The sequence below is a fragment of the Methanomassiliicoccales archaeon LGM-RCC1 genome (assembly GCA_030168575.1).
Taxonomy (GTDB): domain Archaea; phylum Thermoplasmatota; class Thermoplasmata; order Methanomassiliicoccales; family Methanomethylophilaceae; genus Methanoprimaticola.
In genome coordinates, this window is record CP115555.1 from 971,072 (window position 1) to 984,312 (window position 13,241).

Below are 13,241 nucleotides of genomic sequence, written 5' to 3' on the forward strand. Positions count from 1 at the left end.
ATGACCGGTCAAGAGTTTAGCATAAACTCGGACCGCGAGGCCAACAATCTCGTGTCTGCCATTGTGGTCTTGCTGTCGATCGTGATGATGATCTTCTACATCCTGTTCCGCATGGATGTCATCGAACTGTACAAGCATGCGGAGACATATCAGGCATTGACTCTGTGCTCTGCCGTCGGTGCATTCGCTGTGGTGCTGAACCTGGTCTACAAAGGCGAGGCACGGTGGCTCAGGTACGTCCTGATGTCCGCGGTGATGGTGACATGTACCGCACTCGTCACGATATTGGACAACAATTACCTGCCGTATTTCCTGCCGATCATCCTGTGCAGCTTGTATTACAACAGGAAGCTGGCGCTGGCGACATCGCTGGTATGCGGCATCCTGATACTCGTCGGCCCGTGCCTGACCTACCTGGTGGGCATAGTCAATCTCAACTATGTGACGCTGGTCAGCTACACCCCGACCTACAACACCATCGTCGGCTACGGTGCAGACAGCATAACTGAGGAGTTCTTCAGCAACGCCGTGCCATCCGCATTGGTGTTCATACTCGGTTCGCTGTTATCGGTATGGCTGGCCGAGATAGGCCGTAACCACATGGAGCAATCCAGGGATGCCGCAATCAGGGAGGCGATGGTGGAGAAGGATGTCACCATAGCATCGGAGATTCAGTCAGGAATGCTGCCCTCCGACATCACCGACAGGGAGGAGTTCTCCATAGCCTCCAGGATGTATCCTGCGAAGACTGTCGGTGGGGACTTCTACGATTTCTTCATGGTCGACGAATCCCATCTGGCCATCGTCATGGCAGACGTTTCTGGAAAGGGCATATCCGCGGCCATGTTCATGGCAACCGCCAGGACACTGATAAGATCCAACGTTCAGGCCGGAGGCGACCTCGCAAAGGCGATGGAGAAGGCCAACAGGGAGCAGGCATCCGACAATGTGATGAAGTACTTCGTCACAGTCTGGATAGGGGTGCTCGACCTCAAGACCGGCGATGTCACTTACATCGATGCAGGTCATAATCCGCCGTTCATCGAGAAGGACGGCAAGTTCACCAAGCTGGAGGCCAAGCCCGACTTCGTCTTCGGAAGGAAGAGGGCGATCAGGTACAATAAGCAGCACGTAAAGATGGACATCGGGGACAGGATCTTCCTGTACACCGACGGTGTCACGGAAGCCGTTGGCCCAAACGGCACCATGTACGGAGAGGACAGGCTCAACTCCTCCCTGGATTCCCACGGCGGAGCCAATGTGGAGGATCTGGTGGATCACGTGAAGTCCGACCTTTCCCAATTCGTCAGGGATGCTGTCCAGAGCGACGACATCACCATCATGGCCATGGAGTACAAGCAGGTCTACTCGGTCCAGGAGGACGAGGGCATAACCGTGTCCGCGGACAGCGAGGGACATTCCAGGATAATTTCCCGCCTGCAGCGCATACTCACCGAGGCTGGCTGCAAGCCCAAGGTCATCAACGAGATGCAGGTCGCGGTATCAGAGATATTCGCGAACCTGGACATGTACGCTTATGGAGAGATGCCGGAGAAGGGCGACATCAAGGTCGCCATGGATGTGTTCAGCGACAGGATTAGCATAACGATAACAGACTGGGGGGTCCCGTTCAACCCGCTTGAGCATCTAGATCCCGACCCGGTCGAGAACTTCAACAACCGCAAGCGCGGGGGACTGGGCATCATGATCGTCAAGAAGATCTGCGACGACGTGACCTACACCCGCGAGGGCGACCACAACATACTGAAACTGGTCAAGGAGATTTGAAAATGCAGATAGATGTGAAGAAGGAGAACGGGGTCACCACTCTGATCCCCAGAGGCAACATAGATTACGTCACGGCACCGGAACTGGACGAGGCCGTCGAGAGGGAGGCTGTGGAATCCAAGTCATTGGTGTTCGACATGGCCGAGGTATCGTACATCTCGTCCGCCGGACTGAGGTCCATCCTGAACGCCGACGAGCTGATGGAGGACAAGGACGGCATAAAGCTGGTGAACGTGAACAAGGATGTCAGGTCCATCCTGGACATGACGAACTTCTCCGGTCTGCTGAAGATCGAGTGATCTCAGCACCTGTTCTTGGAGTGGGTGTGGACGATGCGTCCCACCTTCTCCTCTATGGAAGACAGCGGGTACGCTGTGATGAACCTGCTGACGCTGGCCATACCCATGATGGCCTTCTTGTAGATCATCTTCTCCTTTCCCATGACCATGTTCCTGTGCTTCACGATGTTATCGAGGAACTCATCCAGGTCGTTGGCATCCGATAACGTGATGACGCTTCCGACCTCGCTGAGCAGATGACCGTCGCTGCCTCCGGTGTAGCCGATGCCGAACTCGTCGGCCTTCTTCCAAGCTTTGACATTTTCTCCCCTGAACATCCCGCTGCAGATGACCTCGTAGGCATCGAACCTGCGCCCGATGTCCTTAGGTAGGGTGCCGTTGTTGGCCGCTTTCTGAACGCCCTTGACCGTCCCGAGATATCCAAGAGGATGCGCGCCCGATACGACGCAGTTGACGTCCTCCAGCGAATCGAGGATCCATTCCGTTCCTTTGGCCATGTTCAGCCAGGGGCTCTTGGAGATGTACGGATGCACGTTCTTCTCCCAGTACTCCTTCAGCTCATCGATCGTGTAGAAGTAGACCAGGATGTGAGGCCCGTCCCAGGAGCTGATCTCTATCCCCGGTATGAGGAAGGGATCTCCGAGCTTCCATGATTCGAAGGCCTCCAGAGCACCGCCTATGAGGTTGTGGTCGGTTATGGCCAGACCGCATCCCCTCTTATTCGCGAGAGCAATGGCGCTGGGCACCTTCGTGTACGAATCCGAGAAATGGGTATGGAAATGCATATCGGCGCACAGCAGACCCGATTCTCTGACCCAATCGCGGTCGATGCGACCGAATCTGACCCTGTCGCCAGATGCCTCTCCCATGCAGGCATGGATGGTTACCCATCTATAAACGCCTATCATCTCAGTTTCAACTCAAATGAAACAGTTATAAACAGTACATGGGACAAAAACGGGGTCTCAATCTATAGAGTCTAGAAAACGGTTTACACGATTAATATGGGGAACGCAACTCATCTGCGGATACGTTCCGTATCCAAATGATGGACATGGTAGAGGTCGGAGTACAAAAGGAAAGAACATTGGATGAGATATTCAAGGAGATCATGGGGGATTCCTACGTCCTGGCGCGTGTGCTCAGCGAACTGGTGCAGGAGGTCAGGGGAAAGGATCTGGAGTACATCCGGAGATGCCTCCCCATTGAGGAAGGAGGGCGCACCGTGATCAAGGGCAACCCGGAGATCCCGGCGAAAGGCCACCACGTGACCATGGACAACTTCATCCAGATGCGCATACCCGCGACAGGCAAGGTAAGGGTGCTGCTGAACATAGAGGGGCAGAGGGAACGCAGTCCGGGATATTCCATAATCGACCGGGCGCTGTACTATGCGGCCTCCATCATCCATGAGCAGAAGGGAACGTACTTCGACCATGACAATTACAGCGACATCGTGAAGACCTACAGCATTTGGATCATGATGGATCCGAGAAAGGATATGAAGAACACGATCAGCAGATACTATGTTCAGGGCGAATACGATAGCCGTTATTCATCAGACCGTCCGCTGGTCAGAAGCGACAAGATGGAGATCGTGATCGTCAACATAGGCAACAAGGATGATTGCCCGGAGACAACCATGGGAATGCTCAATTCGTTGTTCTCTTCGGATATCACGGATCATGAGAAGGCGGAACGGCTGAGCGAAGTCTATAATATCCCCGATACCGAATACATATTCGATAGGCTCAGGGGATTGAATATGACCATAGACGAGGAGATGCATAGGGGTTGGAAACGTGAAGGAGTCCAGGAAGCCATCGATTCGAGAGAGGTGGTTCCAGCCGATGTGATCGTAAATCATTCTCTCAATTCTGTCTCCATTTTAGTCAGTGGTGGGATGGATCTTCAAAAGGCCTTGGATTTGTGTGCACCAAAAGAAATCAGAGACGAGGTTCAGAAAAGAATCAAGGAAAGAGGCATTAATTCGTTCGAATAATTTATTCACCTTTCTATTGATTTATCGACAGAATTCATTCTCTGATACGTTTTTTTGTGTCTTGCATGGAACGGCGTAAGGAAGCCTATATAACCTCTTGTTTGAACTTTAAAATTGGTTAACGCGGGAGAGTTGAATATGACCATAGATGAGGAGATGCATAGGGGTTGGAGACGTGAATGGATTCAGGAAGCCATTGACTCGGGAGAATTGGTTCCAGTTGAAATCGCAAAGGAGCAGGCGATTAACAATTACCTCAAGACTGTCTCTTTCATGATCGACGAGAGCATAGATATTCAGAGAGCCTTAGAGGCCATTCCAGAAGATATCAGGGAAGAGGTCGAGAGGAGATTCAGGGTTAAGGACACTGACTCGTTTTGATCGCAGTTCTTTGTATCTGATGTGGAAATCTCCGGACTCTATCATAAGCTTTTTAACAATTATAGGGATGCGACTCCAAGGTGGATATAATGGCAGACGCCAATTTGGAGAACTCTGAGGACAGAGCAAGGTACGATTTCAAGAAGGACATGCAGGAGATCATGAACTACAGGGGAAGGGGAACAGAACTCATCTCATGTTACGTTCCCGAGAACAAGCCCATCTCCGATGTCATGGCGTACCTGAGGAACGAGCAGTCGCAGGCATCCAACATCAAGTCGAAGACGACGATGAAGAATGTCACCAGCGCAATCGACTCCATCGCATCTCGACTCAAAACCTTCAAACAGGCACCGCCGAACGGTATCGTAATCTTCTGCGGGGAGGTACCCCGCGCCGGCGACCAGACCAAGATGGTCCAGTACGTCATCCACCCGCCGGAAGCGATCACAGCATTCCTCTACAGATGCGATTCGGACTTCTTCACCGAGCCCCTCGAGTCCATGATGCTGGACAAGAAGTGCTACGGGCTCATCACCATCGACAGGTCCGAGGCCACACTCGGTATCCTCTCCGGTAGCAGGATACAGGTCCTGAAGCACTTCGATTCCCTGGTCCCCAGCAAACACCACCAGGGAGGTCAGTCGTCCGTCCGTTTCGAGAGGCTGATCGAGATCGCCGCCCATGAGTTCTTCACAAAGGTGGCGGACAACTGCACAGAGTACTTCCTCAACAGGCCCGAACTGCTGGGCATACTGGTCGGTGGGCCCGGATACACCAAGGAGTTCTTCGTCAAGGAGGAATATCTCCACCACGAGCTCAGGAAGAAGGTCGTCACACCGTTGGTGGACACCGGATATACAGACGAGTCCGGACTCAGGGAACTGGTCCAGAACTCCCAGAACATTCTCACGGGACTGCAGCTCTCCAGGGAGAAGGTCTTCATGCAGAGGCTCTTCACCGAGATAAGGAAGCCTGACGGGGGGCTCTCCGCATACGGAGAGGACGAGGTCAGGGCTGCACTGGACGCCGGTGCCGTTGACATGGTCCTTCTGTCCGAGTCCATCAAGAAGAGGCGCATAACGGTCCAGTGCCAATCCGGGCACACCCATGAGATGACCGTCGCCGATTCGGATGCAAGATTCCAGTGTCCCGAATGCGGGGCCAATGCCCAGATCGTCAACGATGAGGATTTCATCGACGACTTCTTCAACAAGGCGGAGCTGTACAGCACCCGCGTCCAACTAATCTCTCCCGACTCAGAGGAAGGAGACATGCTGCTGAAAGCGTTCGGAGGAGTGGCAGCCCTCCTGAGATACAAGATGTGATTCACATGACGGTCATGGATGATTTCCGCAGCGAGATCCAGGAAAAGGTCTCGGCAGCACTGAAGGATATGGGCTCCGAGGGAGCCGAATTCGTCATCGAAGCCTCCACGATGGAAGGCGTCGACATGGCGGTGCCCTGTTTCCCGCTGGCCAAGGCCATGAGGAAGGCGCCCCAGATGATCTCCGACGATCTCGCATCGAGGATACAGCCCTCCGGCATGATCTCGAAGGTCTCGTCGGTCAACGGTTTCCTCAACTTCAACATCGATCCGTCGGCACTGATCAGATCCACCCTTGACGAGATCGTCAGATGCCAATCATGCTACGGCTCTATGCCGTCGTCCGGTATCACTGTCAACGTGGAGCACACCTCCACCAATCCTACCGGCCCCATACACGTCGGAAGGGCCCGCAACCCCATCATAGGGGACACGCTGGCAAGATGCCTGAAGAGGTGCGGACACAAGGTCACGACCGAGTACTACGTCAACGATGTGGGAAAACAGGTCGTCGTGCTCACCTGGGGTGTCAACAATGTCTCCGACGAGGAGGCCGCCAAGAACTCCGAGGAGCATATGAAGGAGATCGGCCAGAACGAGAAGGAGAGGGATAAGACCGACCACAGGCTCGTAGCCAAGTACCGCGTTGCCAACAAGAGGATGGAATCCGATCCTGCAGTTCAGGAGGAGATCGCCGACATGATGCGCAGGTTCGAGCAGGGCGACAAGGAGGTCATCGACACCGTCAGGCACACAGCGGAGATCATGCTGGATGGACTCAGGGAGACCCTGGGGAACATCAACGTCCTCCTGGACAGGTACACATGGGAATCCCAGTACATAGCCGATGGATCGGCAAGGGACGTCGTGGAGAAGCTGAAGAAGTCCAAGTACGCTGGCCAGACCGAGGACGGTGCATGGTTCGTGGACCTCAAGGACTTCGGAGTCCAGGGGAAGAACACCAAGTTCACCTTCACCAGGTCCGACGGAACCACATTGTACACTACCCGCGACCTTGCTTATCATCTCGACAAGTTCACAAGGGCCGACCGCCTGATAGATGTCCTCGGAGAGGACCAGAAGCTCGGTTCAAAGCAGCTGTGCTCTGCATTGGAGATCCTCGGCAATGAGAAGCTCCCCGAGCCGTTGTTCTACGCATTCGTCTCTCTTCCCGAAGGGAAGATGTCCACCAGGAAGGGAGTCGTCGTCTACCTCGACGATCTTATCGACGAGGCGGTCGCCCGCGCATACGAGGAGATCAAGTCCAGGCGCAAGGAGATGCCCGAGGACAGGATGAGGGAGATCGCCAAGATCGTCGGTGTCGCCGCAGTGAGGTTCAACATCATCCGCGTGCAGCCGGAGAAGCAGTTCGTCTTCAAGTGGGAGGATGCTCTGAACTTCGACGGCAATTCCGGACCGTATCTCCAGTATGTCCACGCAAGGGCCTGTACCATGCTGAAGAAAGCCGGAGAATTCGAGCACGATACCGATCCGGCCAAATTCGTCGAGCCTACTGAGCTCAATCTCATAAAGACACTTGCAAGGTACGAGGACGTCCTCAAGACCGCAGGCAACGACATGCGCGTCCACATGCTCCCGGCATACGGCCACGAACTCGCCAGTGCCTTCAACCAATACTACGCTGACGTGTCCATCCTCAACTCGAACGAGAAGAGGAACGCCAGGCTCACCCTGGTCGAATGCGCGAAGACCGTTCTCGCTGACGTTCTCGACTGTCTCGGAATGGGCGCACCCGAGGAGATGTGAGGATGGAGATCCGCCAGCTGAAGGTCAAGGACATAGAGAGTGTCCGTAACTTGGAGATCGCATGCATCAAGGAGTACTTCGCCGAGACCATCGAGAACAAGTGGGAGGACCTTCCCCAGGAGTGGAAGGACAATCTTGGGGCCAGCAGCAAGAATCATTTCAAAGCCTATCTGGACAGCGGAGTCAGCTTCGTTGCCGTAGAGGATGACGAGGTAGTCGGTTTCATCTTCGCACAGATACTCCACCATATCTGTGACGAGGACAATCTGCTGTGGATCGAGAACATGGGGGTCCACCCTTACTTCCGCCGCAACATGATCGGTTACCAGCTGTTGAGGGAGTGCGTCAAGAAGGGCAGGGATATGGGCTGTACGGTGGCCCATGCCATGATCCAAGAGGACAACGCACCGTCGATCCTGCTTCACAAGAAGCTCGGATTCTTCATGGACAGGCGCGAGGTGGCGCTCATGGACCTTAGGGATCCGAAGCTGAAGCTCTGATCAGTTGTGGATTTTTAAAAAAGAAGGCGGGTCTCCCCGCCTAAATGATTTCACTTCTTCTTAGAGGCGAGGTATCTCTGCCTCTCGGACTTCGAAGCGGAGGGTTTCTTCTCTTCCGGCTTGGAGGTCTTCTGGGCCTGCTTCTCGGCCTCGATCTGCTCGAAGGTGAGCTGGTTCTTCTGCTTGGGCGCCATGCGCGACTTGAAGAGGACGAGCGCAATGACCAGGATGACGATCGCGATTATCGCGATGTAGATCGCGGCATTACTCCAGATGGAGGTGGTGTAGTTGATATCGAAGTAGAACGAGGTATCAGAGCCACCGCTGGTGTAGGTCAGCTTCATCTTTCCGGGCGATGTGTTCCCGAGGTCGTCCAGGTAGATCTCAAGAGATCCGGCACCGGATACAAGGGAGTAATACTGGTTGTGCACGGTGGTGTTGTCGGAGACCTTCACGATCTTGATGGTGCATCCCTCGTTCCTGTCCGTCGTGTAGTCGAGCACGATCTTGACAGTCTTTCCCTGGTCCACTGTGATGGTGTTCCCGCCCTCGATGCTCATAGATGTGATCGCCGCATCGTCATCCTCTGCGGGAATAACGAAAGCGAATGCCATCAGCAGCATCAGTGCGACTGCGAACAATGCCTTGGTCTTCATGTCACTATCTCCTCTACACGCTCTTCGTCGATTGCTCTCCTGATCTCCTTGGCAAGTCTCCTTCCGGAGGACATCTCTTGCCTCCACAGTGAGTTTCCGTACGGGTGTCCGACGGACATGTGGACGTTGGTTCCTCCACCGATACGGGGTGCGACATCGTAGATGTGGAAGTGCAGGTCCTTGTCGACGCAGGTCTGCAGACAGAAGGGTCCGATGATTCCGGGGTCGTAGAACTTCTTGGTCGCTGCGACGTACTTCTCAGCGAGCTCGTAGGCCTTGGGAAGCAGAGATTCCCTGAGTGTTGCGGAGTTGTGTCCGCACACCGTGTACTCGGGGATGATTCCATCCTCTTCCAGCTCCACCTGCTGCTTTCCGGGGAGCCTACAGTATCCGTCCAGAGAGGACTCGAACCTCCAGTCGATTCCCAGGAGCTCCAGCTTCTCTCCCTTCTCCTCGAGCGGGGAATAGAAGAAGTCCAGGTTGAAGACGGGGCCGATGATGTACTGCTCCATCCTCGCGTCCTTCAGGAAGTCGGGTTCGATGACTCCCTGCTTGATCAGTTCCTCGGATTTCTCCACGAACTGGTCGTAATCCTTGGCTGTGAAGAATCCTCTCTCCAGCTTCTTGACCTTGTGGTGCACCTTGATGATCGTGAGCCCGTCGATGTCCTCGGGCTTCTCGACCTTCTTGGGGAAGGGAAGTCCGGCCTCGTTGAGTATCCAATAGTAATCCTTGGGGTCTCCCCTCTCCTCGGACCTGAGCAGGTTCCTGCTGCCGACCATGGGGAGCTTGAAGTCGTCCTCCACGGCATCGATGCCGCAGTAAGAGACGAAGGACCTGTTCGGAACGAACAGGACGTTGTTCTTCAACATGCTGTTCTGGACCTCGGGCTTGAGGATGCTGCTGTACTTGTCGAGGACCACGGTCTCGTCCACAGTTCCCCTGCGGAGGTTTCCGTTGTCGTCATAGATCGTCTTGTAGTACCTGGTGAAGGGAGAATCCCTTCCCTCCTGGCAGATGGCAACGGTCTTGAATCCCTCGGATTTAGCTCCGTCGCATGTATCCAGTCCCGAATGGGACCCTACAACTCCGATCTTGGCCTCTTTGAGGTTAATCTTCTCAAGATTTCCAAGAACCTCGTCTCTGCTAATCATGTACGAACGTAACGCGAGAGAGGTAATATAATAATCGCTGGTCCAGGTAAGAATGGGGAAGAAGAGTAGCCTCGCCAAGATTCGAACTTGGGTCCGGAGATCCAGAGTCTCCAATGATTGACCACTACACTACGAGGCTATCGAGACTCCCGATTCCCTCACTGCTTATAATACTTTTGAGCCGCCATGGCCTTGTTCAGGCCGCTCTCGGCCTCTGCTAGGTTGTCTGCCACCGATCTGCCTTCGGGAGTCAGGCGCCACATAGTCTTCCCCTTCCTTTCCGGGGATTCCTCGGATGTCAGAAGTCCGGCATCCCTGAGGTGCACCGCGGCGTCCCTGACATTTCCGTAGCTCATGTTTATGGAGACCATCTTGCCGGAGTTGAAGTTGTTGTCCTCCCTGAGGATCAGCAAGAGACCCACTACGTTCCTGTCGGAGACATGGAATTTGGAAATCATAACGGCTGATTACGCATCCTGTGTATAAAGAGGATTGAATCAACGGTATATGGTTTGACCATTAGTCAAATGAATTGAACTGTAAAAGATATCAAACTAAAGGAAAGAGGGGCGAACCCCCCTGTTTTCACCGGATTGCCTTCTTGACCTGCTCGAAGATCTCGTCGATGCTTCCCGTGGAGGGTATGGTGACGAGGCAGCCCTTCTTCTCGTAGTAGTCGATGAGGGGCTGTGTGTTCTTGTGGTAGACCTCGAGCCTGTTCTTGACGGTCTCTTCCTTGTCGTCGTCCCTCTGGTAGAGCTCCGCTCCGCACTTGTCGCAGATGCCGTCCTTCGCGGGCTTCTTCGTGACGAGGTGGTATACAGCGTTGCAGTTGGGGCACGAGCGCCTCTTGGTGAGCCTGGAGATGAGCTCCTCATCAGGGACATCGAAGTTCAGTGCGAGGTCGACGTTCATGACCTCTCCGAGCGCATCGGCCTGCTCGACGGTCCTGGGGAATCCATCGAGAAGAACTCCGCCCTTGACTGTGGCGATCTTCTCCTTCATGAGGTTGATGATGAGGTCGTTGGGCACGAGTGCTCCGGAGTCCATGTACTCCTTGGCCTTCTTTCCCAGTTCGGTCCCGTTCCTCACGGCTTCGCGGAGCATGTCTCCGGTGGAGAGCCTGACGTATCCGAATTCATCTGTGAGTTTCTCTCCCTGGGTTCCCTTTCCTGCTCCCGGGGGTCCGAGAAGTACGATCGTTGTCTTCATAATCAAAGGGAGCGCATCATCATAGATAAAAAGTTGCGACAGGGAATTGTCCATTGCGCACGTAATAATAGATAGACCGCGATACTGTACCGATTTCCGATGCTAACATGGGAAGACATCATCGAGGCCGAGGACACCACCGACCGCAGGGAGTTCGGGAGGATGTGCTCGGGCATCACGGTTTTCAGACAGGGGAGGGCGATTATCCTCCTGATGCCCAACGCAGGATTCAGGACGCTTTCCTCAGGGTTCACCAACGGGGGATTCATGGATTCCCCGCAGGCGGTCGTCAACGTGTCCGCCATGGGCGGCAAGGTCGAGTACACCTGCATGAAGGGAGGTCTTGGTACCTACGACAGGATGAACATGGCCTACGCACAGAAGCTGGGCCTCGATCCTCAGAGGACGATCTTCCAAGGCACCGCTGCGAACATGGAGAACGCAGCTATCGTCAACGAGGTCTCCGCCAACGGCGTGAAGGTATCCCTGGCGGTGACAGGCGGCATCAGGCGCAACGGAGGCCGCGCAGGAGACCCTGCCGATTACGACGAGTCGGAATCGATGTACGAGGAGAAACCCGGCACGATAATCACACTCATGGCATTGGATGCCAATTTATCCGACGGCGCCATGTTCCAAGCCACGCTCATCGCCACGGAGGCGAAGAGCTGCGTCATACAGGAGCTGCAGGCCAGGAGCCTTTACAGCGAAGGCATCGCCACCGGTTCAGGCACCGATCAGGTCACGATCATCTCCAACACTATCTCCTCCGAGAGGATAGAATCCATACCAAGGGACTCCGAGCTGGCTAGGACCATCTCCCAATGCATGAAGCAGGCCCTAAGGAAGACGTTCGATCTTCAGACCGGTATGAACCCTAGATCGCAGTGGGACCCGCTTGTGCTGATGTCCAGATACAGCATGGATGGCATCAGGGACGAGATCCGCTTCCCGGCGACCATGGACGAGCTGCTGTCCGCGCTGGAAGCGATCAGGAAGGATTCTTACAACACCGCGGTCGTATCCGCCGTGCTGAACATAGCGGACGATGTCCGCAACGGGCTGATGTCGGAATTGGACGGCATAGAGCTTGCCAGGAGCGTCTGCGAGGATCTCGTGTTGCAGCCGGTGACCGATCCAGTGGAGAGGCTCAGGCTGGACTTCGCCGAGACGATACCGGATGTGCTGTCGTACGCATCCGCGCTGAAGCTCATGGAAGTGGTCAGGGAAAGGAGGTCGTCGAATGGGCAGTGAGATCATCCAGAGGAACATCGACGAGCTATCGATATTCTTCTCGGATTCGGACCACGACATCCTCACCAGCACCGAGATCGGCCTGGTGGAGGGAGTTAAGTACATCCACGCGGGGAACGGGGAGACGTCGTACCGCGACGGCAACCTGTACGTGCACATCGACGGCGATCCCACCAAGTTCAGCATATCGGAGCTGTCCTACGGTTCGACCTTCGTCACCGCCATCGCATTCGCCGATCTGAACGGTGGGCTCATCAGGGCAGGCGAGGAGGCCGGCATCGGCCAGGGAGAGATCCTCCTAATACTCCTGATAGATTCGAACCTTCCCGATTCGGCCATGGCCAGGGCGGGGATAACGGCAACGGAGGGCATAACCGCATCCCTTCAGGACCTAGGTCTGGCGTATTCCTCGTTGATCCCCTCGGGAGCGGTCAAGCAGAACATCCTCGTCATCCGCGACAGGGGATCGCGCATGTACCTGCGCGGAGCCGGGAAGCACACCAAGCTGGGAGAGCTTATAGGTCGCTCCACAATCGAGGCCGTCAAGGCATCCGCCGCGGAGAACGGTGTCACAATCGTTAACCGCATGAACCTGCTGGGCATGCTCGAACCGTACGGATACGACCAGGAGAAGCTGTACAACCTCTCCGGCAGCCAGGACATGTCGCTGTTCCTGGTGAAGGTCATCGCCGGAAACCCCAAGCCCTCTGCGATCGGTGCCGTATCTGCGGCCCTGCACATCTACCACGAGGTCCAGTGGGGCCTGCTGGAAGAGGAGATCGGCCTCAAGGTCGTCCGCAGGCTCATGCGCTCCGGTCTGCTGCAGGATGTCTCCGGGATGTCCATATTGGACACCATCGCGACGGCGGTAGCCAGATACGTTGCCGAAAATTAAGTTCTG

General features: G+C 55.0%; 14 protein-coding genes and 1 tRNA gene. 9 read left to right on the forward strand and 6 right to left on the reverse strand.

Annotated features, from left to right (window positions below; all coding sequences use genetic code 11):
• Together PED39_04795 and PED39_04800 are read left to right on the forward strand one after the other, a co-directional pair.
• A complete protein-coding gene (locus PED39_04795; GenBank protein ID WII06910.1) occupies positions 1-1,788 on the forward strand; it encodes a SpoIIE family protein phosphatase in 1,788 nt (595 codons plus the stop codon).
• Positions 1,789-1,790: 2 nt separating this feature from the next.
• On the forward strand, positions 1,791-2,087 hold the full coding sequence (locus tag PED39_04800; GenBank protein WII06911.1) for an STAS domain-containing protein: 297 nt from the start codon (positions 1,791-1,793) through the stop codon (positions 2,085-2,087).
• Between the two features lie 2 nt (positions 2,088-2,089).
• Here PED39_04800 and PED39_04805 read toward each other — a convergent pair whose 3' ends face one another.
• Complete coding sequence (locus PED39_04805; protein WII06912.1) at positions 2,090-2,995, reverse strand: histidinol phosphatase; 906 nt, start codon at positions 2,993-2,995, stop codon at positions 2,090-2,092.
• A 137-nt stretch (positions 2,996-3,132) separates the two neighbouring features.
• Between PED39_04805 and PED39_04810 the strand changes: the two genes are divergently transcribed.
• The 5 genes from PED39_04810 to PED39_04830 all read left to right on the forward strand — a co-directional run bounded on the left by PED39_04810 (position 3,133) and on the right by PED39_04830 (position 8,064).
• Entirely contained in the window at positions 3,133-4,089 is a 957-nt protein-coding gene (locus tag PED39_04810; protein ID WII06913.1) for a hypothetical protein, read from the forward strand.
• A 138-nt stretch (positions 4,090-4,227) separates the two neighbouring features.
• Positions 4,228-4,470 carry a hypothetical protein gene (locus tag PED39_04815; protein WII06914.1) on the forward strand — a complete coding sequence of 81 codons (243 nt, stop codon included), beginning with the start codon at positions 4,228-4,230 and terminating at the stop codon, positions 4,468-4,470.
• An 89-nt stretch (positions 4,471-4,559) separates the two neighbouring features.
• Positions 4,560-5,798, forward strand: a complete 1,239-nt coding sequence (gene prf1 / locus PED39_04820) for a peptide chain release factor aRF-1 (protein WII06915.1) — start codon at positions 4,560-4,562, stop codon at positions 5,796-5,798.
• 5 nt (positions 5,799-5,803) lie between these two features.
• The gene (argS, locus tag PED39_04825) at positions 5,804-7,564 is read left to right on the forward strand and encodes an arginine--tRNA ligase (protein WII06916.1); all 1,761 of its coding nucleotides are present in this window, start codon (positions 5,804-5,806) and stop codon (positions 7,562-7,564) included.
• Between the two features lie 2 nt (positions 7,565-7,566).
• A complete protein-coding gene (locus PED39_04830; protein ID WII06917.1) occupies positions 7,567-8,064 on the forward strand; it encodes a GNAT family N-acetyltransferase in 498 nt (165 codons plus the stop codon).
• Between the two features lie 50 nt (positions 8,065-8,114).
• On the opposite strand, the gene PED39_04835 is transcribed toward PED39_04830, so the two are convergent.
• From PED39_04835 to PED39_04855, 5 genes are all read right to left on the reverse strand, one after another.
• Entirely contained in the window at positions 8,115-8,720 is a 606-nt protein-coding gene (locus PED39_04835; GenBank protein WII06918.1) for a hypothetical protein, read from the reverse strand.
• Entirely contained in the window at positions 8,717-9,874 is a 1,158-nt protein-coding gene (locus PED39_04840; GenBank protein WII06919.1) for a formate--phosphoribosylaminoimidazolecarboxamide ligase family protein, read from the reverse strand. The genes PED39_04835 and PED39_04840 overlap by 4 nt, the downstream gene beginning before the upstream one ends.
• A 66-nt stretch (positions 9,875-9,940) precedes the next feature.
• Positions 9,941-10,013 (reverse strand) — tRNA-Gln (locus PED39_04845).
• A 19-nt stretch (positions 10,014-10,032) separates the two neighbouring features.
• Complete coding sequence (locus PED39_04850; GenBank protein WII06920.1) at positions 10,033-10,332, reverse strand: hypothetical protein; 300 nt, start codon at positions 10,330-10,332, stop codon at positions 10,033-10,035.
• A gap of 127 nt (positions 10,333-10,459) precedes the next feature.
• Positions 10,460-11,086, reverse strand: coding sequence for an adenylate kinase (locus tag PED39_04855; protein WII06921.1), 627 nt, complete (start codon positions 11,084-11,086; stop codon positions 10,460-10,462).
• Positions 11,087-11,185: 99 nt separating this feature from the next.
• Between PED39_04855 and PED39_04860 the strand changes: the two genes are divergently transcribed.
• The gene (locus tag PED39_04860) at positions 11,186-12,340 is read left to right on the forward strand and encodes an adenosylcobinamide amidohydrolase (GenBank protein ID WII06922.1); all 1,155 of its coding nucleotides are present in this window, start codon (positions 11,186-11,188) and stop codon (positions 12,338-12,340) included.
• Positions 12,330-13,235, forward strand: a complete 906-nt coding sequence (locus PED39_04865; protein ID WII06923.1) for an adenosylcobinamide amidohydrolase — start codon at positions 12,330-12,332, stop codon at positions 13,233-13,235. The genes PED39_04860 and PED39_04865 overlap by 11 nt, the downstream gene beginning before the upstream one ends.
• Positions 13,236-13,241: the final 6 nt, after the last annotated feature.